At 46.5% G+C, this 24,505-nt stretch carries 18 protein-coding genes; 1 reads left to right on the forward strand and 17 read right to left on the reverse strand.

Annotated elements, in window-relative coordinates; all coding sequences use genetic code 11:
• Window positions 1–5 precede the first annotated feature (5 nt).
• From rplW to rpsL, 10 genes are all read right to left on the reverse strand, one after another.
• Complete coding sequence (gene rplW, locus KZE55_RS07745; protein WP_047767343.1) at window positions 6–302, reverse strand: 50S ribosomal protein L23; 297 nt, start codon at window positions 300–302, stop codon at window positions 6–8.
• Window positions 302–925 (reverse strand): 50S ribosomal protein L4, encoded by a 624-nt coding sequence (gene rplD, locus KZE55_RS07750; protein WP_222258024.1) that lies wholly within the window; start codon window positions 923–925, stop codon window positions 302–304. Before rplD ends, rplW begins: the two co-directional genes overlap by 1 nt.
• A gap of 21 nt (window positions 926–946) precedes the next feature.
• A complete protein-coding gene (gene rplC / locus KZE55_RS07755) occupies window positions 947–1,609 on the reverse strand; it encodes a 50S ribosomal protein L3 (RefSeq protein WP_047767338.1) in 663 nt (220 codons plus the stop codon).
• Between the two features lie 55 nt (window positions 1,610–1,664).
• Window positions 1,665–1,973 carry a 30S ribosomal protein S10 gene (rpsJ, locus tag KZE55_RS07760; protein WP_047767337.1) on the reverse strand — a complete coding sequence of 103 codons (309 nt, stop codon included), beginning with the start codon at window positions 1,971–1,973 and terminating at the stop codon, window positions 1,665–1,667.
• A gap of 457 nt (window positions 1,974–2,430) precedes the next feature.
• A complete protein-coding gene (locus KZE55_RS07765; protein ID WP_222258025.1) occupies window positions 2,431–3,135 on the reverse strand; it encodes a serine hydrolase in 705 nt (234 codons plus the stop codon).
• A gap of 18 nt (window positions 3,136–3,153) precedes the next feature.
• On the reverse strand, window positions 3,154–4,647 hold the full coding sequence (locus KZE55_RS07770; protein ID WP_222258026.1) for a peptide MFS transporter: 1,494 nt from the start codon (window positions 4,645–4,647) through the stop codon (window positions 3,154–3,156).
• A 339-nt stretch (window positions 4,648–4,986) separates the two neighbouring features.
• A complete protein-coding gene (locus KZE55_RS07775; RefSeq protein ID WP_222258027.1) occupies window positions 4,987–6,312 on the reverse strand; it encodes a uracil-xanthine permease family protein in 1,326 nt (441 codons plus the stop codon).
• A gap of 217 nt (window positions 6,313–6,529) precedes the next feature.
• Complete coding sequence (gene fusA, locus KZE55_RS07780) at window positions 6,530–8,617, reverse strand: elongation factor G (RefSeq protein WP_047767441.1); 2,088 nt, start codon at window positions 8,615–8,617, stop codon at window positions 6,530–6,532.
• A gap of 136 nt (window positions 8,618–8,753) precedes the next feature.
• On the reverse strand, window positions 8,754–9,224 hold the full coding sequence (gene rpsG / locus KZE55_RS07785) for a 30S ribosomal protein S7 (RefSeq protein WP_047767439.1): 471 nt from the start codon (window positions 9,222–9,224) through the stop codon (window positions 8,754–8,756).
• A 21-nt stretch (window positions 9,225–9,245) separates the two neighbouring features.
• Entirely contained in the window at window positions 9,246–9,662 is a 417-nt protein-coding gene (gene rpsL / locus KZE55_RS07790) for a 30S ribosomal protein S12 (RefSeq protein WP_047767437.1), read from the reverse strand.
• Window positions 9,663–9,915: 253 nt separating this feature from the next.
• On the opposite strand from rpsL, the gene KZE55_RS07795 reads away from it, so the two are divergent.
• Window positions 9,916–10,608: a prepilin peptidase gene (locus KZE55_RS07795; protein ID WP_222258028.1), complete on the forward strand. Its 693-nt coding sequence runs from the start codon at window positions 9,916–9,918 to the stop codon at window positions 10,606–10,608.
• A gap of 137 nt (window positions 10,609–10,745) precedes the next feature.
• Here the strand turns inward: KZE55_RS07795 and KZE55_RS07800 are convergent, their stop codons facing one another.
• The 7 genes from KZE55_RS07800 to adhP all read right to left on the reverse strand — a co-directional run bounded on the left by KZE55_RS07800 (window position 10,746) and on the right by adhP (window position 24,485).
• Window positions 10,746–11,915, reverse strand: a complete 1,170-nt coding sequence (locus KZE55_RS07800; RefSeq protein WP_222258029.1) for a DUF998 domain-containing protein — start codon at window positions 11,913–11,915, stop codon at window positions 10,746–10,748.
• A gap of 74 nt (window positions 11,916–11,989) precedes the next feature.
• The gene (gene rpoC, locus KZE55_RS07805) at window positions 11,990–15,625 is read right to left on the reverse strand and encodes a DNA-directed RNA polymerase subunit beta' (protein ID WP_222258030.1); all 3,636 of its coding nucleotides are present in this window, start codon (window positions 15,623–15,625) and stop codon (window positions 11,990–11,992) included.
• A gap of 46 nt (window positions 15,626–15,671) precedes the next feature.
• Entirely contained in the window at window positions 15,672–19,289 is a 3,618-nt protein-coding gene (gene rpoB, locus KZE55_RS07810; protein WP_222258031.1) for a DNA-directed RNA polymerase subunit beta, read from the reverse strand.
• A gap of 228 nt (window positions 19,290–19,517) precedes the next feature.
• Window positions 19,518–20,108, reverse strand: a complete 591-nt coding sequence (locus KZE55_RS07815; protein ID WP_222258032.1) for a TetR/AcrR family transcriptional regulator — start codon at window positions 20,106–20,108, stop codon at window positions 19,518–19,520.
• Between the two features lie 118 nt (window positions 20,109–20,226).
• Window positions 20,227–22,728, reverse strand: coding sequence for an ATP-dependent Clp protease ATP-binding subunit (locus KZE55_RS07820; RefSeq protein ID WP_222258033.1), 2,502 nt, complete (start codon window positions 22,726–22,728; stop codon window positions 20,227–20,229).
• A 15-nt stretch (window positions 22,729–22,743) separates the two neighbouring features.
• Complete coding sequence (locus tag KZE55_RS07825; protein ID WP_222258034.1) at window positions 22,744–23,211, reverse strand: CtsR family transcriptional regulator; 468 nt, start codon at window positions 23,209–23,211, stop codon at window positions 22,744–22,746.
• 251 nt (window positions 23,212–23,462) lie between these two features.
• Window positions 23,463–24,485 (reverse strand): alcohol dehydrogenase AdhP, encoded by a 1,023-nt coding sequence (gene adhP, locus KZE55_RS07830; RefSeq protein WP_222258035.1) that lies wholly within the window; start codon window positions 24,483–24,485, stop codon window positions 23,463–23,465.
• Window positions 24,486–24,505 lie beyond the last annotated feature (20 nt).

Below are 24,505 nucleotides of genomic sequence, written 5' to 3' on the forward strand. Positions count from 1 at the left end.
AATGATTATTTTTCACTGTCATCGTTAAACAGTTTAATTTCATTTGAATCGGCAGAAAGAGTAACGATTGCCTTGCGACGACGCTTAGTGTAGCCGACGTAACGGCCTTGACGTTTCTTCTTACCCTTAACGTTCATGATGTTTACCTTAACAACCTTAACGCCGAAAACTTCTTCAACGGCATTTTTGACTTGTGTCTTGGTTGCTCGTAAATCAACATCAAAAGTGTAACGCTTGTTGTCCATGCCAGCCATTGAAGCTTCAGTAACTACAGGACGTAAAATAATATCGCGTGCTTCCATTATGCGAGCACCTCCTCTACTTGAGAAAGAGCTGACTTAGTAATAACAATCTTTTGTGCGTCAGCAACGTTTAAGATGTTAACACCAGCAGGAGTAACAACAGTTGCGTTAGCAAGGTTGCGTGCAGATAAAGCAGCGTTCTTGTCATCGTCAGTTACGACAACCAGTGCCTTTTCAGCAACCTTCAAGTTGTTCATTACACCAGCAAATTCCTTGGTCTTTGGAGCATCAAAGTTCAATGCATCAACAACAACTAATGCGTTGTCCAGGACCTTTTGGGAAAGTGCTGACTTGATAGCAAGTTGACGAACCTTACGAGGAAGGTTGTACTTGTAAGAACGAGGGGTAGGTCCGAGGACGATCCCACCGCCACGGAATTGTGGTGCCCGGATAGAACCTTGACGAGCACGACCAGTTCCCTTTTGACGCCATGGCTTCTTACCACCACCGCTAACAGCAGAGCGGTTCTTTACGGCGTGAGTACCTTGACGCAGGGAAGCACGTTGACGCAAGATAGCATCAAATTCAGCATTTTGATTTGGTTCGATACCAAAAACATCAGCATTCAATTCGATAGTGCCGTTTTGGCTACCATCTTGCTTGTACAGATTAACGCTAGTCATTATTTACTTCCTCCTTTCTTATTATTTGTTGTGTTGCTTGCTCAGGCTCTTCTTAGTGTTAGCCTTCACAGAGTTCTTAATAGTAACGTATGACTTATTAGCACCAGGAACGTTACCCTTGATGAGTAATACATTGTTATCTAAGTCAACCTTAACAACTCGTAAGTGTTGCATAGTAACAGTCTTGTTACCCATCCGGCCAGGGAGCTTCATACCCTTGAATACACGGTTAATGATGGCACCCAATGAACCTGGACGACGGTGGTAACGAGAACCGTGAGCCATAGGTCCACGTGATTGGTTATCCTTGTGGATGTTACCTTGGTAACCATGACCCTTGGTAGTACCCGTAACGTCGACAGTTTCACCTTCGTTGAAGATATCAGCCTTAACTTCGTCTCCAACCTTGATGTCATCCCCTAATTCAGCGTCACGGATTTCACCGATGAAGCGCTTAGGGGTCGTATTTGCTTTTGCTGCATGACCTTGTTCAGGCTTGTTACTCAAGATTTCACGCTTGTCATCAAAGCCAAGTTGAACAGCGTTGTAACCATCGTTTTCAACAGTCTTAATTTGCATAACAACGTTTGGTGTTACATCAATAACAGTAACTGGAACCAATTCACCATTGTCAGTGAAGACTTGAGTCATTCCAACCTTTTTACCTAAGATTCCTTTGGCCATGAGTACACCTCCAATTTCAATGTTTTAGTTTGTTCTTTTATATAGTAGAAAATAATTACAATTTGATTTCGATGTCAACACCACTTGGCAGGTCGAGCTTCATTAATGAGTCAACAGTCTTTGGTGTTGGATCAATGATGTCGATCAAACGCTTGTGAGTCCGCATTTCAAATTGTTCCCGCGACTTCTTGAATTTGTGTGGTGAACGGATAACAGTGTAGAGAGTCCGTTCAGTTGGTAACGGGATTGGACCTGAGATTTGAGCACCTGTCCGCTTAGCGGTATCAACGATCTTATCAGCAGATTGGTCGAGGATACGGTGTTCATAAGCCTTTAACCGAATACGAATCTTTTGTTTTGCCATTATGTTCCCTCCTTCGTCAGATTTAAAATTTGACTAGCTCCGCGGAAATTACCGCCACATCCTGTGGCAAAGCGGCCGGGTGTGTCGCAACCTTCCGCATCATCGCTTCGCAGCTTAAACCGCTATGGGGGTAGGGCAAATCTACCTCCAACGCTCAAGCACCTATCCATAATACTAAAGAATCGCCGTCATATCAAGTGTTTAAATCGATTATTTTTGAATGAAATTATTTTGTAATAGAAAATGGTTTCTTTTTTAAACCTAAAAAGGGGGTGAGAAAAAACTACAATTTTTCTCACCCCCTTTTTGTATTTCTAGAATATTACATAGTAATCGCGGAAAAAAAGCACGCTCCTAGTGTCTAGTTACGGACAATCGCCGGCCCGTAACGTGCCAACGATCGTCCTATACTAGCCATACGGAGCGCTCTGAAGCTTTTTTCCCAGCTTCCTAAACATTAGATACTATTTTGAGTTGCCCGTGCAAGGTCCTCGACCAAACTGACTCCGGAAGCGTAATTACGATTATTACGGGTATAAATAGCAATTATATAGCTTTCTTGACCATTTGGAACATAACCAATACTGTGAACTTCCCATTTGCCATTGTCACTGGCGGGGCGCCAGCCGTTTTTAAGATAGTATTCACTCTTTCCGGTTGAAATTCCCCACTGCTGGCTGATTGCAACTTCTCCCATCAGTTTCTTGATATAGGCCCGTGATGAGTCACTCAAGTAGTTGGCAGGTGAGTTACAGTAGATCATCCGTAACAGTTTCAATTGGTCGCTTGGGACGGTTAATGTGGTCCCCCACCATGACGAAGCGGTGGTGTTATCCATCCCCAAATCCTGGTATAGGGACTGGAGTGAGAGCATCCCGCCCAAGTAATTTTCCAGAATCGTCGTAGTCGCATCATTATCACTATAACGAATCATTCGTTCCGTAAGCTCTCGCTGGGTCGCGTTAAGCTGGCCACCCGTTTCCTTTAACAGGAGCGCTAGAACAGCTACTTTGACAGTGCTGGCCGTTTCGTAGCGAAAAGACGGCGCATTAGTGGTTGCCAGGACTTCATCGTCATTTACAAATTGAATAGCAACTGCCGCCTGGTTTCCGCACTTAGCCATTACCCTTTGCCACGCGGTCGTCAGCTTTTCTTTATCCAACTTCTTCACCCCTTTTTCTTACTCTTCGGTCAAACTACGAATCTTCTTGACAAAGAAGAACAGCAAAATACCAAACGCAATGCTAGTCGTCCCAATTGTCAGGAAGTAAGGCACCTCGGTAGCTGACGAGTAGAACTTAACAATCTGTGCGTTAACCGCTTGCCCAGCAGCGTCAGCTAGGAAGTACATACTCATCATCTGCGACTTAAATGCTTGTGGGGCTAATGAGCTGGTAATCGATAGGCCAACTGGCGAAAGAGTAACTTCGCCAAGTTCAACAATGAACCAAGAACCCACCAGCCAGAATGGTGATACCCGTCCGGCAGTAGTACCATGAATTAATCCTGGTAAGGCCATAAAGGCATAGGATAATCCAGCAAAGACAAGGGCGAGGGCAAACATTGCCGGTGCACTTGGCCGTTTTTTGAGGTGGTCCCATAAAACGGCAAACAGTGGTGTTAAGATCATCATGAATAATGGATTAAGCGTCTGGAAATTGGCGGCGGCAAAATGCCAGCTCCCAATATGAAGAACCGTCCGTTGAGCAGCAAACAGCGCAAGGACAACTGAACCAGATTCATCAATTATCCAGAAAATAACCGCCGCAAAGAATAATGGAATATAAGCCCGCACACGAGCCCGTTCAATCTTGGTAACTTTCTTGGAATGGAGCATCAAAACAAAGTAGTAAATTGGCAGTAAAATAGCAACAATCGTAATCAACATGATGACGTTTGCAATGGTCAATTTACCGGCTAACCCCATAACACCAAGAATGATTGCTAGCAATACAACACCACAAACCGTCTTGTTAATTACCGGGCGACCTTGTCCCGCCTTCAGTGGATCTTCAGGCTTAAGACTTACTGACGGCAAGTATTTACGACCGTCAATTAGGTACTGGACTAACCCAAAGAACATTCCAACAGCTGCCAAAGAAAAGCCGGCATGGAAATTCATCTGTCCATGAAAAAGTCCTAGACCAAAACCATCCGCCGCCCACGGTACTGCCCATGGTGCCACGGCAGCTCCCAAGTTGATTCCAAAAAGATATAAGGAGAATCCGGATGCCCGCCGGCTATCTTCATCACTGTAAAGACTACCGACCATTTCAGAAACGTTGGGCTTCAGTAAGCCGGTCCCCATAACAATCAATGCAATTGAGGCAAACAATCCCCACCGACCAAAGGGGAGCGAAAGGGCAATGTGACCAAACATGATCAAAACACCACCATAAAAGACTGTTCGCCGGGATCCCCAAATATGGTCCGAAAGCCAACCGCCAATTACGCTGGACAAATAAACCAGCGAGCCGTAAATCGACATGATTGAGGCAGCGGTTACCTGGTTAAAGCCTAAACCACCCTTTGTGACAGCATAGTACATATAAAATATCAGGATTGCCCGCATTCCATAGTAACTAAACCGTTCCCACATTTCAGTAAAGAACAGGGTCGATAATCCACGAGGCTGTCCAAAAAATGCGGTGTCAATGTTTCTTTGTCTTCCCATTTACTACGACACCTCCAGGAAATCTTGAACATTATTAGCAGGATTAAAAGCAAATAATATTTTTGTAATGTTTTTATTATAAAATTTCAAAGTTATTAAAGTCAATTTCGTTTGACGATTCTTGTTTTACAGTGCAACAAAAACCGCAATTTATCTGCTCTCCTTCTTAACAATATTAATGGAAGTGTTAAGTGGCGGTTTAAGATAATCACTATTTATTCATGATTAGTTAACTTCCATCAAATATTTTAAAAGTAAAAAGGACCGGGAAAAAGCGAAGTTTCCCCGTCCCTTGGCGAAATCATTTATAGTGATCTGCTTAGTTAGTTCTTGGTAGGATTATAAATGCTGCCGACGTGGCATCAAAATGTTTAGGATAATGGCGGTAATTGCCGCAATAGCAATTGGTGAACCGAGTAAGTACTGAAGCATCTGGGGAGATGCATTAAGAACATGTTTCGGTAGCAAGACCAGCGCAATTGTTAGGATAATTGGCAGACCAATAACATAAATATCACTTTCACCAGTCTGCAAATTCCGGATAACGTTTAACCCGTTTAACATGATGGTAACCGTGATAATTGCAAAGACACCACCAATCACCGGTGCCGGAATTGCCGCCAAAAATGCGGATAATTTTGTAAAGAAGCCCAGTACAATAAACCAGCACCCGGCAGAAATGAAAGCCCGTTTACTGGCAACCCCAGTAATTGAGATAATCCCCGCATTTGTTGAGTAGCCAGTAACTGGCGTGGTCCCACTAAAAGCCGCAATCAAGCAACTAAGCCCTTCGCCGACAATCCCGTGATTCCACTGTCTCTTAGTAATTTTGTGGTTCGTTACCGCGCCCATTGCAAACCATGTTCCCGTGGTTTCCGTGGTCAGGATGGCGTAGATAATAATGAAGGTGAAAATCGCGGTCATATTGAAATGGATTCCCCAGTGTAACATTGTTCGTTGAGGTAAGCTAAACCACGGGGATACGGCAACGGAATGCCAATCAAAGCGTCCCATGCTAGCACTCATTGCCGTTCCGACCAACAAGGCAATGACGATTGAGCCGGCCTTGAACAGCTTTTGCACGCGGGGAAAGCGAATACTAATTCCAACGCAAATTAATAAGGTTACCGCGGTTACCGTTGCTAGTTCCATGTTCTGGTAAACATTTCCCTGGGCCTCAAAGATGTTATCATTGAGGGCCGACGGAATTAGCGAGAGGCCAACACAGGTAATAATTGTTCCACCCACTACTGCTGGCACAAGATAGTTAATGATCTTTTGAAAAACACCACTCAAGCCAAGAATAATCAGCAGGAAGGCACCAATAACTAATGAGCCTAACAAAGTTGCCATCCCGCTTCCTTTTAACCCACCACTAGCAAGGACAACACCCGCCGCAGCACTCAGGGGAACGAAAGAGGGACCTTGGGAAACCGGCATCTTCATAAAAATTCCCGTTTGTAGGATGGTCCCAATTCCCGCAGCTAAGAAAGTTGCTTGCAGGAGACCGGTTGAGTCGGCCGCGCCCATGGAGAGCATCCCCGCCAAAATAATCGGTGGCACATACACATCCATTGCTAATACATGTTGCAAACCCAACAGGGTCGCCTCGGTAAGTGAGATTTTATCATCTGGGCCAAACATTAGTTGTGCTTTTTCTTCCATTTCCTAATTACTCCTCATTACTTTAATATATTTCATAGGATAACACGAACTATATTGCATGTAAAGAATTAAAAAGTTCGTTAAAACGTTTAACTTAGGACGCATTAGGAAACCCAAACAAAAAAGGAGACTCAGTATCCGGACAAAACGGATACTGAGTCCCCTTTATCTACCAAAAGCATCAGCAATTACTATCCTTTTGGCAATTCATTAAAAATTAGTTGTTGTTACCATTCTTCTTGATGATGTCTTCTTGGATAGACTTAGGAACAGCTGAGTAGTGATCGAAAGTCATCGTGAAGGTACCACGACCTTGCGTAGCAGAACGCAGGGCGGTAGCGTAACCAAACATTTCAGACAGTGGAACAAATGAGTGAATCAGTTGAGCGTTACCACGTTCTTCCATCCCATCGATCGTCCCACGACGAGCAGTAACTTGACCCATAACATCACCCATGTTGTCTTCTGGGACAACGATATCAACCTTCATGATTGGTTCAAGGATGACTGGGTCCGCCTTCTTAGCAGCATTCTTCAAAGCGAGGGATGCGGCAACCTTGAAGGCCGCTTCACTAGAGTCGACTTCGTGGTAACTACCATCGTAGAGCTTAGCGTGCATGTCAACAAGTGGGTAGCCCGCAAGAACACCGTTTTGCATAGCTTCCTTCAATCCTTGTTCAACAGCAGGGATAAATTCACGCGGAACAACCCCACCGACAATGGCATCTTCGAATTCGAAGCCCTTACCTTCTTCAAGTGGTGTGAATTCGATCCATACATCACCGTATTGACCTTTACCACCAGATTGACGAACGAACTTACCTTGGGCACTTGCTTGCTTAGTAAATGCTTCACGGTAGGATACTTGTGGCTTACCAACCTTAACTTCAGCGTGGAATTCACGACGCAGACGTTCAACAATGATGTCTAGGTGAAGTTCACCCATTCCGGCAATCAGAGTTTCACCAGTTTCAGGGTTAGTTTCAGCCTTGAACGTTGGGTCTTCTTCAGCCAGCTTTTGCAGACCCTTGTCCATCTTATCTTGGTCAGCCTTGGACTTAGGTTCAACAGAAACTTGGATAACTGGGTCAGGGAAGTCCATGGATTCAAGTTGCAGTGGGTGGTCAGAATCGGTCAAAGAGTCACCGGTAGTGGTGTTCTTCAGACCGATAGCAGCAGCAATATCACCAGAGAATACTTCTGGGATTTCGTGTTGTTGGTTAGAGTGCATTTGCAGCAAACGACCAATCCGCTCACGCTTGTCCTTCGTAGCGTTCAGAACGTAGGAACCAGATTGCAGAGAACCAGTGTAAACCCGTAAGAAAGTTAGACGACCAACGAATGGGTCGGTAGCAATCTTAAATGCCAAAGCAGCGAATGGCTTGTCGTCACCAGCAGTTAATTCAACTTCATTACCATCAGCATCGTGAGCAACGAAGGGCTTAACATCCAGTGGTGATGGCAGGTAGTCGATAACGGCATCAAGCATCATCTGGATACCCTTATCCTTGTAAGCTGAACCAGCCAGTACAGGGAAGAGCTTTTCTTCCAGAGTCCCCTTACGGATAGCAGCCTTGATTTCATCAACGGAAATATCTTCACCTTCAAGGTACTTTTCCATGATGTTGTCGTCAATGTCGGCCAGGGTTTCAATCATGGCTTCGTGACGCTTTTGAGCTTCATCCTTCATGTCATCCGGAATATCATCAGTATCCCAGTGAGTACCAAGTTTATCTTCATCGTAAACGTAAGCAACCATCTTAACCAGGTCAATTACCCCAACGAAGGAGTCTTCGGCACCAATTGGCATTTGGATTGGCAGTGGGGTAACGTTCAGACGGTCCTTGATCGTTTGAACGGAGTAGTCAAAGTTAGCACCCACCTTGTCCATCTTGTTAGCAAAAACAATCCGGGGAACGTTGAATTGGTCAGCTTGACGCCAAACAGTTTCAGTCTGTGGTTCAACACCGGCTTGGGCATCAAGAACCGTTACGGCACCATCAAGCACCCGCAATGCACGTTCAACTTCGACAGTGAAGTCCACGTGTCCTGGGGTATCAATAATGTTAATCCGGTGATCCTTCCAAACGGCCGTGGTGGCAGCGGAAGTGATAGTGATACCACGTTCCTTTTCTTCATCCATCCAGTCCATTTGTGAAGCACCATCGTGAGTTTCACCAATCTTGTGAATCTTACCAGTGTAGTAAAGAATCCGCTCAGTAGCAGTCGTCTTACCGGCATCGATGTGGGCCATGATACCAATGTTACGAGTCTTAGCGAGTGGGTATTCACGTTTATTAGCCATCTTAAGAATGTATCTCCTTCCAAAATATGGTTATTATGAATAATTTCGTCATTTTTAGAAAAAGGGATGACGGTTATTAATCAACTACGTCACCCCTTTTTCGACCAGTTAAGCGACTGGTCTCAATTGACAGTGATTACCAGCGGTAGTGTGCGAATGCACGGTTGGCTTCTGCCATCCGGTGCGTATCTTCACGCTTCTTAACTGAAGCACCTGTGTTGTTAGAAGCATCAATGATTTCACGTGCCAGACGTTCAACCATGGTGTGTTCCCCACGCAAACGTGCGTATTGAACAATCCAACGAAGGCCTAAAGTAGTCCGCCGTTCTGGACGAACTTCGATTGGAACTTGGTAGTTAGAACCACCAACACGCCGTGCCTTGACTTCCAGTACCGGCATAACGTTGTCCATCGCCTGTTGGAATACTTCAACTGGATCATTGCCAGTTTCTTCCTTAATTTGATCAAAAGCTGCGTACAAAATCTTTGTAGCAGTTCCGCGCTTACCATCAATCATCAAGTGGTCAATCAGGCTGGTAACCAGCTTTGAGTTGTACATTGGATCCGGTAAGATTTCACGCTTTTGTACATGTCCTTTACGTGGCATTACTTAACTCCTCCTTATAAATTACTTCTTCTTCGGCTTCTTGGCACCGTACTTGGACCGTGATTGCATCCGGCCTTCAACACCAGCGGTATCGAGTGTACCACGGATGATGTGGTAACGAACCCCTGGTAAGTCCTTAACACGACCACCACGAATTAAAACAACGGAGTGTTCTTGGAGGTTGTGACCGATACCTGGAATGTAAGCAGTAACTTCAATCAGGTTGGAAAGACGTACACGAGCGTACTTCCGCAGAGCTGAGTTTGGCTTCTTAGGAGTCATCGTCCCGACACGGGTAGCAACCCCACGTTTTTGTGGAGAAGGTGTCTTAACTTCTTCTTTCTTGAAAGTGTTGTAAACATAACCAAGAGCTGGTGACTTTGACTTGCCCTTGTGGCTCTTCCGGCCTTTACGTACCAATTGGTTAATGGTTGGCATAATTTTTCCCCTTCCTTAATTTAAGTCCACACATCCAGGTGGTTCTTTTTAATGAATAAAAAAAGTGCTGGATGAATATTAGATTAGTGTGCCTTCGTTGACGCATTCGTCTGCCCAACGACAGACACTCGTTGCTAAAAAAGCACCTTAAATAGAGTATCACGACCAAAATAGAATGTCAATGAACGGCGGATAGTTATTTTAGGTTAATTGGGCCTTTTTCCCGTTCTTTATAGGTAGGGAGGTGCTTATTTTGTTTTTCACCAGCTACTATTTTCTTATCGGAACCGTTCTCGCCTCGTTTGCCGCCCTTTGTGGTCAACGGATTGGCAACCAGCAGTGCCCCTGGGCTCCTCCACGATCCTATTGTGACGCCTGCCATATCCGCCTGAGATGGTGGCAGCTCATTCCCATCCTTGGTTACCTCATTCAAGGTGGTCACTGTCATTATTGTCGTCAGCCGATTCCCGTCTTTTTCCCCCTCAGCGAACTGCTGGCGGGTACCGCGGCCGCTTTACTCTGTGGCCCCGGCCTTGGTGATTCAGCTGCTTTTTTTATAGTGATTACTACCCTCGTCGGCTTAGCTAGCAACGATTTCTTTTATCAGTTTATCTACCCCGTTGGCCTACTGGGTCTGTTTCCCCTTTTCTTTTGTACCCATCACCAGAACTGGACATGGGAAAATATGATTGCATCGGCTCTGCTACTCCTGTTTCTAGCTTGCTGTTGTCTGACTAGTTATCTAGGAATTGGAGACGGCGAATTTCTCCTGGTCGTAACTTTCACTATTGGTTGGTACCCCACCCTTTACGTCATCATGCTTGGGTCCTTTTTCACGCTCCTACTCACCCTGCGAATGCCAATTAAAGAAAAGATTCCCTTTATACCTGGGCTGGCTGCCGCCCTCGCGATGGTTCTGATTCTACTTAAAAATGAAATTATATAAAAAAGGGGCTCTAGTATTCGGATTTTCCGAACACTAAAGCCGATCCCTTCTAAAAACTTACTTCGCGTCGACGGGGGTTAGGCCTATTTCACTTTGAAAAACGAACTAGCAAGCTAGTTCTGTCTTATTCCCGTCATTTATTTCTTTGAATCGTCCTTAACCGTTACGATAAAAAGGTTGTGACCAAAATTGGCCAGATTTTCAATGTTCTGAAGTAACAAAAGCAGCCAAGAAAAGGCTAGGCCAAATTCCAAAAGCTCAAACGCCGTTAATGATAGGTAATCAGTCAGTTTAAAAACGATGTACTCCACGCCCATTACCACACCTAACGTATAGGACAGGGTTAAGAACTGCTTGGTAACCCGCGGCAGAATCCACCGGAGGGCAACGATGAGGATTAGGATGATGTAAACCAGCCACATCGAGATCCGGTCATGGAGAATGTGAAACTGCGGGTCATTCGGAAAGAGGCCAATCGAGGCGATGCACGCGGAAAGTGCATAGAGAAGCCAACGCAAAATCAGAATCCGCCGTCCCTTAAAGTTCTTTTGAAGGTTAACAAACAGGTAGTCCACCAGGGTCAACATCAACGCCCCAGAGAAAATCAAGGTTACGTTGAACTGAAAATTAGCAGAATTCTCTGCTGTTCCCAAGAAGCTAAAGTTGTGCTTCCACCAGTCCCGGCTTGAGTTGGTCAGCATTGCAAACAGCATTCCGCCAATAATCATGATGGTCAGCAGGTTGGTGATAATACTAGTGGTTAGTGTCATGGCTAAGTTAATCATTACATAGTTAACAACCGCCAGGATCATGAAGATCATTACAGTTGACGTGTAGATGTCGAAGCTAGCATCCATAAACAGGCGACCGAGCAACCAGAAGGCCGCCAAAAAGGAAAAAGCCAGAATCAGTCCACAAGCAATTACAATCGTCGGTAGGTTTCGCCAATACAATTCTTTAGTGGGCCCCGTTTGGTTAACTTTCGTCCAAATTGCCGCAATGACAAAGATCACAATCCCACTGATTGTTCCCAGCAAGGTCCCCGCGTTCGCAATCGAATAATCTTCTCCAGTTAGGGCCACCTGGTTAACGCCCAAACTCCGGCTATACACAAAGAAAATAACCATCATTAACAGGGCTGGTACCGTATAGAAGCCAATGTTGATTTGCGGTATCTGGTCAGTCACCTTTGCTGACCGGATAACAAACTGCTTATGACTAACGCTTAAGGAAAGGTCATCCCCCGGATCAAAGTCGGTCTCTTTTAAGGCCGCCGCCGGTATCTCAACTTTATATTTTTTTGCCACCTTACTCCCCCTCTTCATCGTAATAAAAAAGGGCCATGACAAATGCCATAACCCTTTTTATCAATTTTACAGAACTAGTTTTGCTTGTCTTCTTCCTTCATCTTGGCTTCTAAATCCTTGATGGAGTATGCAGCAACACTAACTTCCTTCGGCTTAATGTGCCGGTAAGTACTCATCCCAGTACCAGCTGGAATAATCTTACCAATGATAACATTTTCCTTCAAACCAACAAGTGGGTCATTCTTACCGCGGATAGCAGCATCGGTCAATACACGAGTGGTTTCCTGGAATGAAGCTGCCGACAAGAAACTGTTAGTTTCCAGAGCGGCCTTGGTAATCCCAAGGATAACTGGCCGGGCCGTCGCTGGAATACCACCAGCATAAAGCGTTGGCTTGTTAGCCTCACGGAATTGACCAATATCCATCAGTTGACCAGGAAGAAGGTCAGTATCACCTGGATCCATGACCCGGACCTTCCGCATCATCTGACGAATCATGATTTCAACGTGCTTATCCAGCAGGTCGATACCCTGCATCCGGTAAACACCCTGAACTTGGGCCAACAGGTAAGTTTCCGTTGAAAGAACGTCCCGAACCTGGATTAATTCCTTAGGATCAATTGACCCTTCGTTCAGTGCGGTTCCCCGGTGGATAAAATCACCTTCTGAAACCCGCATCCGTGCCGTGATTGGCAGGGTATAAGTCCGCGTGTCAGTTTCGCCCTTCACAGTAACGTCTTTAGTCCGTTCTGCCGGGTTTTCTTCAATTGAAACAACCTCACCAGTAACCTCGGTGATGGTTGCCCGCCCTTTAGGGTTACGTGCTTCCACAATTTCTTGCACACGAGGAAGACCTTGGGTGATATCGTCGTTACCAGCAACACCACCAGTGTGGAAGTTCCGCAAGGTCAGCTGGGTACCAGGTTCACCAATTGATTGAGCGGCAACAGTCCCAACAGCTTCACCGGCTTCTACTCGGTCACCCGTAGCGGCGTTCCGACCATAGCACCGTTCACAAACACCGTGTTCAGTGTTGCAAGTGAAGGCGGAACGGATGGTAACCTTCTTAACACCGGCATCAACAATCTTTTGGGCCATGTCTTCGTCAATCAGCACGTTCTTGCCAACAATCTTTTCACCAGTCTTTGGATCAAAGACGGACTTCATCGTGTAACGACCCATAATCCGGTCATACAGTGGTTCGATCATTTCATTCCCGTTAGTAATGGCGGTAACTTCCAGGCCACGGTCAGTACCACAGTCCTTTTCACGAACAACCACATCTTGGGCAACATCAACCAGCCGCCGGGTCAGGTAACCTGAGTTGGCGGTCTTCAAGGCGGTATCAGTCATCCCTTTACGAGCACCGTGTGAGGAAAGGAACATTTCCAGAACGGACAGCCCTTCGTAGAAGTTTGACAGAACCGGCAGTTCCATGATCTTACCGTTTGGTGAGGCCATCAAACCACGCATCCCGGCTAGCTGGGTAAAGTTAGAAATGTTACCACGCGCACCGGAGTCAGACATCATGTTGATTGGGTTGTGGATGTCCATGTGCTCAATCAGCTTGTTTTGCACTTCATCCTTAGCGTCGTTCCAAGCACCGATAACTCGTTCGTACCGTTCGTCATCCGTAATCAGACCACGACGGAATTGCTTGGTAATCAGGGCCACTTGCTTACGGGCCTTCTTGATAATTTCGGGCTTTTCAGGCAGGTCATGAATATCGGACATCGCCGTTGTTAAACCGGAGATTGTGGATTCGTAGTAACCAAGGTCCTTAATCCGGTCCAGGAATTGAGAAGTCTTAGTAACCTTGTACTGCTTGTAAACTTCAGCAATCAGATCGGACAGGAAGCCCTTCTTGAATGGTGGAACCAGTGGGGCGTTTTCTAAGTATTCGTGAATGTCTTGGCCAGGTTCCAGGAAGAACTTGTCGTCAACCCCTTCATGAATGTTAGCGTCGGTTGGTTCGTTAATGTAGGCAAAGTCCTTTGGCATGATCCGGTTGAAGAGGAGTTTACCAACGGAAGTTACCATGATCCGGCCCCGTTGTTCATCGGTGAACGGCTTATCTGGGAAGGAGGATACTTGAACCCCAACCCGGGTTTGCAATGAAACATAGCCATTCTTGTAAGCCATTTCAGCTTCATCGGTGTCCTTGAAGATCATCCCTTCTCCTTCACGACCCTTATCTTCAGTGGTCATGTAGTAGTTACCGATAACCATATCCTGTGATGGTGAAACAATTGGTTCCCCGTCACGAGGACTCAAAATGTGGTGAGCGGCCAGCATCAGCAGTCGTGCTTCCGCTTGCGCTTCATCGGACAATGGAACGTGGATGGCCATCTGGTCACCATCAAAGTCGGCGTTGTAGGCGGTACATACCAGTGGGTGTAACCGCATGGACTTACCGGAAACCAGGATTGGTTCAAAGGCCTGAATCCCTAACCGGTGCAAGGTAGGTGCCCGGTTCAATAGAACAGGGTGTTCCTTGATAACGTCTTCCAATACATCAAAGACATCGTCATCACGACGGTCAATCTTCCGCTTAGCGGCCTTAACGTTGGCAGAAAGCCCCCGCTTAACCAGTTCGTGCATGATAAATGGCTTGAACAGTTCCAGGGCCATTGGAACTGGCAGCCCCATTTGGTTCATCTTCAGGGATGGACCAACATCGATAACGGAACGACCGGAGTAGTCAACCCGCTTACCAAGCAGGTTTTGACGGAACCGCCCTTGCTTACCCTTCAGCAGGTGTGACAGAGATTTCAGTGGACGGTTACCAGGACCGGCTACCGGACGACCACGACGGCCGTTATCGATCAGTGCATCAACGGCTTCTTGCAGCATCCGCTTTTCGTTTTGAACGATGATTCCTGGTGCTTGTAGCTTCAACAGGCGCTTCAACCGGTTATTCCGGTTGATAACCCGCCGGTACAGGTCGTTCAAGTCAGAGGTAGCAAAGCGGCCACCTTCCAGTTGAACCATTGGCCGTAAGTCAGGTGGCATTACTGGGATAACGTCTAGAACCATCCATTCTGGCTTATTACCAGACTTGATGAAGGCTTCCAGGATGTCCAACCGCCGAATTGCCCGGGTCCGCTTTTGACCAGTGGCTTCCTTTAATTCTTCCTTTAATTCGGTTGCTTCCTTGTCCAGGTCCACGTCAGCAAGCAGCTTCTTGATGGCTGCCGCACCCATTTCAGCAGTGAAACGGTCACCAAATTCAGCCTTCTTATCACGGTATTCGGCTTCGGAAAGCAGTTGCTTCTTCTCCAGTGGGGTGTCACCCGGATCAAGAACAACGTAGGAAGCAAAGTAGATAATTTCTTCTAGGGAACGGGGACTCATGTCCAGGACCAAGCCCATCCGACTTGGAATCCCCTTGAAGTACCAGATGTGTGATACTGGGGCCGCTAACTCAATGTGGCCCATCCGTTCACGACGAACCTTTGAGCTGGTAACTTCAACCCCACAACGGTCACAAACCCGACCTTTGTAACGAACCCGCTTGTACTTACCACAGGCACACTCGTAGTCCTTAGTTGGGCCAAAGATTCGTTCATCAAACAGACCTTGCTTTTCTGGCTTCAAAGTCCGGTAGTTGATGGTTTCCGGCTTCTTTACTTCACCGTATGACCAACTACGGATCTTATCTGGTGATGCCAGACCGATCTGCATGCTTTCAAATTTATTGACATCAATCAAAGGATGTTCCTCCTTATTTCGTAATATATGAGCGAAGAACTATAAATTAATCTTGTTTGGTCTTATCTTCAGTCGAAGTGGATGTTGAAGAAGCCTTGTTTGCCGTCTTCTTGTCCTTGTTATCAGCGTTATGTTGCTCAGCGTACTTAGCCAATGCGTCGACACTAACAACTTCAGAATCATCTTCATCCATGTTCTTCAGTTGAATTTCCTTGTTATTACCGTCAAGAACTTTCATATCCAAGCCAAGAGCTTGTAATTCCTTAACCAAGACACGGAATGATTCTGGAACACCAGGCTTTGGAATTGATTCACCATTGATGATGGCATCGTAAGTCCGAACACGACCAACGGTATCATCAGACTTGTAAGTCAGGATTTCTTGAAGGGTGTAGGCAGCACCGTAAGCTTCAAGAGCCCAAACTTCCATTTCACCGAACCGCTGACCACCGAACTGTGCTTTACCACCCAATGGTTGCTGGGTAACCAGTGAGTAAGGACCAGTTGACCGGGCGTGAATCTTATCATCAACCATGTGGGCCAGCTTCAGGTAGTGCATGGAACCAACGGCAATCCGGTTTTCAAATGGTTCACCAGTCCGCCCATCATAAAGGATGGTCTTACCATCTTCTGGGAAACCAGCTTCACGAACGGCATCCCAAACATCCTTGTCGGTGGCACCATCAAATACTGGTGTTGCCATGTGGATACCTAAGCGCTTGGCAGCCATCCCCAAGTGCAATTCAAGCAGCTGTCCAATGTTCATACGACTTGGCACACCCATTGGACTCAACATGATATCAATTGGTGTTCCGTCTGGCATGTACGGCATATCTTCTTCAGGGATAACAATGGAAACCGTCCCCTTGTTACCGTGACGACCAGACATCTTGTCACCAACCTGAATCTTCCGCTTTTGGGCGATGTAAACCCGCACCATGGTGTTAACACCTGGTGACAGTTCGTCCCCGTTTTCACGGGTAAAGATCTTAACATCCTGGATAATTCCGCCACCACCGTGAGGAACACGGAGTGAGGTATCACGAACTTCACGCGACTTTTCACCAAAGATGGCGTGCAGCAGCCGTTCTTCAGCAGACAGTTCGGTCATTCCCTTAGGAGTAACCTTACCAACTAAGATGTCACCATCATGAACTTCGGCACCAACACGAACGATCCCGTCTTCATCAAGGTCCTTCAAGGCGTCATCACCGACGTTTGGGATTTCCCGGGTCATTTCTTCAGGACCAAGCTTGGTTTCCCGGGCTTCAGATTCATAAGATTCAATGTGAATGGACGTGTAAACATCATCCTTAACCAGCCGTTCACTAATGGCAATGGCATCTTCGAAGTTGTACCCTTGCCAAGTCATGAATGCAATCAATGGGTTTTGACCAAGAGCTAATTCCCCTTGTTCCATTGATGGACCATCAGCCAGTACGTCATCGGCATCCACATGTTCACCGACCTTAACAATTGGCCGTTGGTTATAGTTCTTACCACCGTTAGAACGACGGAACTTCATCAGCTTGTAAGTGTCTAATGAACCATCATCTTCACGAACACGAACTTCACGAGCATCAACGTATTCAACAGTACCAGGCTTCTTAGCAATCAGGGCAACCCCAGAGTCGTGAGCTGCTTTGTAGTCGATACCAGTACTTACCAGTGGTGCGTGTGGGTTAATCAACGGTACAGCTTGACGCTGCATGTTGGCACCCATCAGGGCACGGTTGGAGTCATCGTTTTCAAGGAATGGAATACATGCGGAAGCGACGGAAACAACTTGCTTAGGAGAAACGTCCATGTAGTCGACGTTTTCAACATTAGTTTCAACGTATTCATCCTTATCACGAGCCATAACCCGTTCGTCAACGAAGGAACCATCATCGTTCAATGGTGAGTTGGCCTGAGCGATAACATAATTATCTTCTTCGTCAGCAGTCAGGTAATCAATCTTGTCGGTAACCTTGTGCGTCTTCCAGGATACACGACGGTATGGTGTTTCAATGAAACCATACTTATTAACACGAGCGTATGAGGAAAGACTGTTGATCAAACCGATGTTAGGACCTTCTGGCGTTTCAATTGGACACATCCGGCCGTAGTGCGTGTAGTGCACATCACGAACTTCGTAACCAGCCCGGTCACGCGTCAAACCACCAGGTCCAAGGGCAGACAGACGACGCTTGTGGGTTAATTCACCCAGCGGGTTAGTTTGGTCCATGAATTGCGAAAGCTGGGAGGAACCAAAGAATTCCTTAATTGATGCAACCACGGGACGAATGTTGATCAGTTGTTGTGGAGTAACAGTGTCAGGGTCTTGGATAGACATCCGTTCACGAACAACCCGTTCCATCCGGGCAAGCCCAATCCGGAACTGGTTTTGCAGCAGTTCACCCACGGAACGAATCCGCCGGTTACCTAAGTGGTCGATATCATCCGTGCTCCCAATTCCTTCTTGCAAGTTGAAGAAGTAGTTCAAAGAAGCTAGAATATCTGCTGGTTCAATGTGCTTGTATTCCAACGGAATGTGGCCGTTACCAATAATTGGTACAACCCGGTCTGGGTCAGTCTTAGAGTAAACTAAGATTTTTTGCAGCTTAACGGGTTCCGTAACCACCGCTTCGTCAGATGGCGTGTAGGTAATCATCTTGAAGTCGTCGCGGTCAAGGTAAGGTTCCAACTTCTTGAGAGCTTCCTTGTCGACCGTGTCACCCTTTTGTGCCAGAACTTCACCGGTATCAGGATCAGCCAACGTTTCGGCAAGGGTTTGCCCTAACAGACGGTACTTCAGCATTAACTTCTTATTAGTCTTGTAACGACCAACCGGTGCCATGTCATAACGCTTTGGATCAAAGAAGCGGGCCGTCAGCAAGTTTCGTGCAGAATCGGCCGTCTTTGGTTCACCTGGACGCAGACGTTCGTAGATGTCTTTCAACGATTCTTCAACCCGTGAGTCTTCAGCGTTCTTGTGGACATCCTTATCCAGGGTCAGCGACAGAGTTTCACTGTCGCCACCAAACATATCAATAATTTCGTCATCAGAGCCAAAGCCAAGGGCCCGAACCAGTTCGGTCATTGGCAGCTTCCGGGTCCGGTCAATCCGGACGTAGGAAACGTTCTTGGCATCCGTCTCGTATTCCAGCCAGGCACCACGGTTTGGAATAAAGGTAGCGCCATAGTTTGGCCGACCATTTTTATCTGTTTCTTCATTATAATAGACACCAGGAGAACGAACTAATTGTGAAACAATAACCCGTTCGGCACCGTTAATAATGAAAGTCCCTTGGTCAGTCATCAGTGGGAAGTCACCAAAGAAGACATCCTGAGACTTGATTTCGCCGGTCTCGTGGTTGGTTAACCGCAAAGTAACGTGCAGGGGTGCTGAGTAGTTAGCATCGTGTTCGCGTGCTTCATCGACAGTGTACTTAGGTTCCAAAAGTTGATAATCAACGAATTCGAGGGAAAGCTTTCCTTGGAAATCGTCAATCGGCATAATATCATCAAACATTTCCCGCAGGCCCTTGTCCATGAACCAATTGTAAGAATCGGTTTGGATTTCAATCAGGTTAGGTAACTCGAGAACTTCCTTAATTCGGGAGTAACTACGACGGGTACGGTGTTTACCGTATTTTACTAAATGTCCGGCCAAACTGTTCACCTCTCTAATTTGTTGGGTGGGTTCATTCTAAATGTTACATTTTGATTACAATTGGGTCAAAATCCAACTTTTGGGCAAAAAAAATCCAAAAACAGTTTAAAAACTGTCTTTGGTTTTATTGCCAATCCCGATGGACAATAGATCACCGCGATTAGATGAACTCACAATTACATACTCTAATAGTATACTAACTGCCCCGTCACCTGTCAATGATTTGGTCTAAAAATATTAACACTTAGCTAAACCGTTAATGATGCAGTCTAAAATCAGCTTATCCCGTTGCTCCACCGTAATGGAATGACCACCGATTTGCTGATATGTACCAAAAATTGGAGAAAGACTAGCCAGGAACAACTCGGCGGCTTCCTTTGGTAAAAGGTCTGGTCGAAGCTTTACTGCTGGTTGCTTAAAATAGTCTCCAATTGGCTCCAGGTAATCCATGGTGAAAATCATATTCAACTTCTGCTGTGCACTTTTAGAAAGGAGCTGCATTGCTTGGTTGTATTGATCATAGATACTCAGTGGGTGGTGCTTCTTCAGGACCCGGACAATTTCAAAGAGTTGTTCTTCCGGCGTCAACTTGTGTTTACGCATGACCTTGTTAATCTCTTGACGAATTTTCCCCGATAATTTTGTCATGACATCCAGGTATAGAACCTCCTTATCACTAAAGTGGTGGTAAAGTGCCGGTTGGGTAATCCCAATCTGCTTAGCGATATTCCTTGTTGATGTTTCTCCAAAGCCATTTTGCAAGAATAACTTCGTTGCCGTTTTTAAAATCGCTTGACGGGTCTTTTCTAATTGCTCTGCCCTTTTCATCAAATTGCCTCCTCAAATTAGCTACTAACTATTATAGAACTAATATTTATCATCTGACAACTATTTTTGAACAAAAAATGCCTAAAATCCCTGTTATTAAAGGATTTTAGGCAATATCTTAGTGACTAATTTTTACTAATTTAGGGGTAGTGGACTGCTTATTCTTAACCTTAATCGTGATCTGACCCCGATGTGCACCCACGGTAACGGTGTCACCGCTGGTAATTTGGCCGTCAATCAGCGCCGTACTGAGGTCGTCTTCAATCTTATCCTGGATGGCCCGTCGTAATGGTCGGGCCCCATATTCGGGATCATAGCCAACGGTCGCAATCAAATCAACTGCTGCGGGAGTAACCCGGAGCTTGATTCCCTGTTCGGCAACCCGGTCACGAAGCTCATTGGTCATTAACTTGACGATTTGGTGTAACTCACCTTTATTTAAGGAGTGGAAGATAATCGTCTCGTCAATCCGGTTCAAGAATTCTGGCCGGAAGTGAAGCTTCAACTGCTGACGAATTGCTGCCGCCATTGCGTTGTAGTCCTGACTGATGTCTTTGGCGCCAAAGCCAACCTCCTTCTCATCCTGGAGCTGGGTGGCCCCCAGGTTAGAAGTCATAATAATGATGGTGTTGCGGAAGTCAATCCGTCGTCCCTTTGAATCCGTCAGGTAACCATCGTCTAGAACTTGGAGGAGGAGGTTGAAGACATCAGGGTGAGCTTTTTCTGCTTCATCGAGCAGGACAACGGAATACGGGTGTTGACGAACCTTTTCGGTTAACTGGCCGCCCTCGTCATAACCCACGTAACCAGGGGCAGCCCCAATCAACCGGCTGGTACTGTACTTTTCCATGTACTCGGACATGTCAATCCGGATCATGTTATCTTCGGAACCAAACATTGCCTCAGCAAGGGCTTTGGCTAGTTCAGTCTTCCCCACCCCAGTTGGCCCTAGGAACATGAAGGAGCCAATTGGCCGGTTAGGGTTCTTCAAGCCACTCCGCGCTCGCCGAATGGCCTTGGCAACGGCATCAACAGCCTCATCTTGGCCAATAACCCGCTTGTGAAGGACCTTTTCGAGATTAATTAAGCGGTCACTTTCACTCCGCTTAAGCTGTGTCAGTGGAACACCGGTCCATTCAGCAACTATTTTTGCAACATCTTCACCCGTGACCTTGAGGCGGTAATGTTGCTGACCATTACTCTGTCGACTGTCTTCTCGCTCCTCTTGCTGGTTTAACTTGGCACGGAGAGCAAGCTCGTTTTCCCGCAAGGCCGCAGCCTTATCAAAGTCCTGTTCCTCGATTGCGTCCTCCTTTTGTGCCTGGAGGTCAGTGATCCGGTCTGCTAGAGATGGCTGATGCTGCTTATTTTCCTCTGCGTTAATCCGCACCATGGCTGCCGATTCATCCATCAGGTCAATTGCCTTGTCTGGTAAAAAGCGGTCAGAGATGTAACGGTCGGAAAGCTTAACGGCCTGTTCGAGCGCATCATCAGTAATATTGGCATGGTGGTGAGCCTCATAGCGGGGCCGCAAGCCCTTCAGAATTGCCAAGGACTCTTCAGGTGTCGGTTCATCAATTTGGACGGTCGCAAACCGCCGTTCCAACGCCGCATCAGATTCAATATACTTCTGGTACTCATCAAGGGTCGTGGCCCCAATTGTTTGGAGTTGCCCCCGGGCCAGTGCCGGTTTAAGGATGTTGGAAGCATCAATGGCCCCCTCGGCACCACCGGCCCCGATAAGGGTATGTAATTCATCAATAAAGAGGATAACGTGGCCGTCTGCCTGAATTTCATCAATAACCTTTTTAAGACGGTTTTCGAATTCACCACGGTACTTGGTTCCAGCAACCAGTGAGCCCATATCCAAGACCATCAACCGCTTATTAGCCAGTTCAGACGGGACCAGGCCCTTAACCATCCGCTGAGCAAGGCCTTCCGCAATGGCGGTCTTACCAACCCCCGGTTCACCTATCAGAACCGGATTGTTCTTTGTCCGTCGGCTAAGAATCTGCTCAGTGCGCTTAATTTCTTTGTTTCGGCCAACAACGGGGTCGAGCTTATCTTCACGGGCCATGGCCGTCAGGTCCCGAGCCAGCTTATCAAGGGTTGGCGTTCCACTCTTACGGTTGGCAGTTACTGCCCGCCCCCGGCTGGCTTGATGGAGCTGACTCTCCGCTATGCCTAGCCGCCGAAGGGTAACCTTACGAACCTGGCGTGGCAAAACATCAAGGCTATACAGGATCCGTGATGAAAGGACACTCTCGTCCGCAATCAGCGCCAGCAAAATATGTTCGGTCCCAATCTTTAGGGCGTGCATCTGCTGAGCCTCTTGACCAGCAAGACTTAAAACCTGCTTGGCCTTCGGTGAGTACGGCAGGTAATCCGCCGGACCCAACTGGTCAAGGGTACCATAACCAATCAAACGTTCAATTTCTTCACGGATATCGTCGCTGGTAATTGAAAATTGTTCAAAAATTTTGTTCGCAATACCATCCTTGTTCATTGCAAGGGCTAATAGAAGGTGTTCTGTTCCTACCGCTTGGTGTTTAAAGTATTTAGCCTGCTCATGAGCAATCATTAAAACATGTTTGGCACTTGAGGTAAACATGTTATCCATTAGCAATCATCCCTTCTAACTTTCATACCGTAACCGGTTTAACAGTGAAACCAATACTCTCGCTCTCAGTTGAGCCTCAACTGTCGTGTTACCAACGTCCAAGGTCTGCTTAGAAAGAGCTACCAACATCAGGTCTCCTTCCCGCCGCGTAATTACTTTTTCGTCGTAGAGCGTCTGGACAATGGCAAAGGCGTCCCGTTCCCGGATTGAGTCACCAATTGCTTGGGTTAATGAGTTTAACACGTCAACGTTATCAAGTAAATTAACCCGCTCAATCCGGATATAGCCGCCACCTCCACGCTTACTCTTCACCAGGTAACCGTTCTGAATAGTAAACCGAGTCTTAATTACATAGTTAATCTGCGAGGGAACCACGTCAAAATGGTTAGCAATCTCTGACCGCCGAATCTCAATCTGTGCAGAGTTGCCGAGAATTTCTTTTAAATATGCTTCAATCACATCCGAAATGCTCTTATTTTCCATTTGTCCGCCCTCCATTTATTGACTAATCTTGACCATTATTTTATCATAAGTCACCTTTTTTTCCCATTTAAAACACTTGAAACAAAAAGAGACCGGCAATGCCAGTCTCTTTTGAAGGTCACGCATAACAACTCTCATAGCCTGATATGAACAATAACCGAGCCGTGCCCTGTCAATCATTGTTCTAAGTCTAATCCACTCAGTTGTTATGCGCTTTCTTATCATAAATTAATCAATGTTAAGTGTGATGCTTACTTTTCGAGAGAGAAGTCAACAACATTCCGACCAACAACCTTGTTGTCCTTCAGTTCTTGAATCATATCGTTGATTTCAGAAAGCTTCCGGGTGTGAACGATTGGGTGAACCTTACCTTCAGCACCGAATTGGAAACATTCAGCCAAGTCTTGACGGGTACCAACTAAGGAACCAGCGACGATAATCCCATCGAGAACCGTCTTAGCAATGTTCAACTTCATGTCACCTTGTGGAAGGGCAACCGCAACTAAGCGGCCGTCTGGACGAAGGGAGTTAATAGCTTGGTCAAAAGCAGCGGTAGTAACAGCAGTAACAACTGCGGCGTGGACACCGCCAACCTTTTCTTGGATTTGTTCATCAACATTGTTATCGTGACGGTTGATGCAAATTTCAGCACCATTTTCCTTAGCAGCCTTCAGCTTGTCTGGGTTACCATCAACGGCAATAACGTGAGCACCAAAGACGTTGTGGGCAAATTGGATACCGAGGTTACCAAGGCCACCAGCACCAACGATTGATACCCATTGACCAGGTTTGATGTCAGCAACCTTCAGTGCCTTGTACATAGTAACACCGGCACAAGTCAGCGAGGTAGCTTCAACAGGATCTAATCCTTCTGGAACCTTGACAGCGTAGTCAGCTGGAACGATACATTGTTGTGCCATTGCACCATCAGCTGTGTAACCAGCATTCAGGACGTTACGGCAAAGGGTTTCACGACCGGTCAGGCAGTATTCACAGTGGCCACAGCCCTTGAAGAACCAAGCGATTGATACCCGGTCCCCAACCTTCAAACTAGTAACGCCAGGAGCAACCTTTGATACACGGCCAACACCTTCGTGGCCAATAATCCGGCCTGGCTTCTTACCGAAGTCACCGGCAGCACAGTGCAGGTCAGTGTGGCAAAGGCCACAGTATTCCATATCAACTAAAGCTTCGCCAGGCTTCAAATCACGAAGCTTGACATCCTTAACAGTAACGTACCCATCTACTGGATCATTAATAACAGCAGCTTTCATAAGCTAAAATCTCCTTCTCA

This window comes from Limosilactobacillus panis (assembly GCF_019797825.1).
Taxonomy (GTDB): domain Bacteria; phylum Bacillota; class Bacilli; order Lactobacillales; family Lactobacillaceae; genus Limosilactobacillus; species Limosilactobacillus panis_A.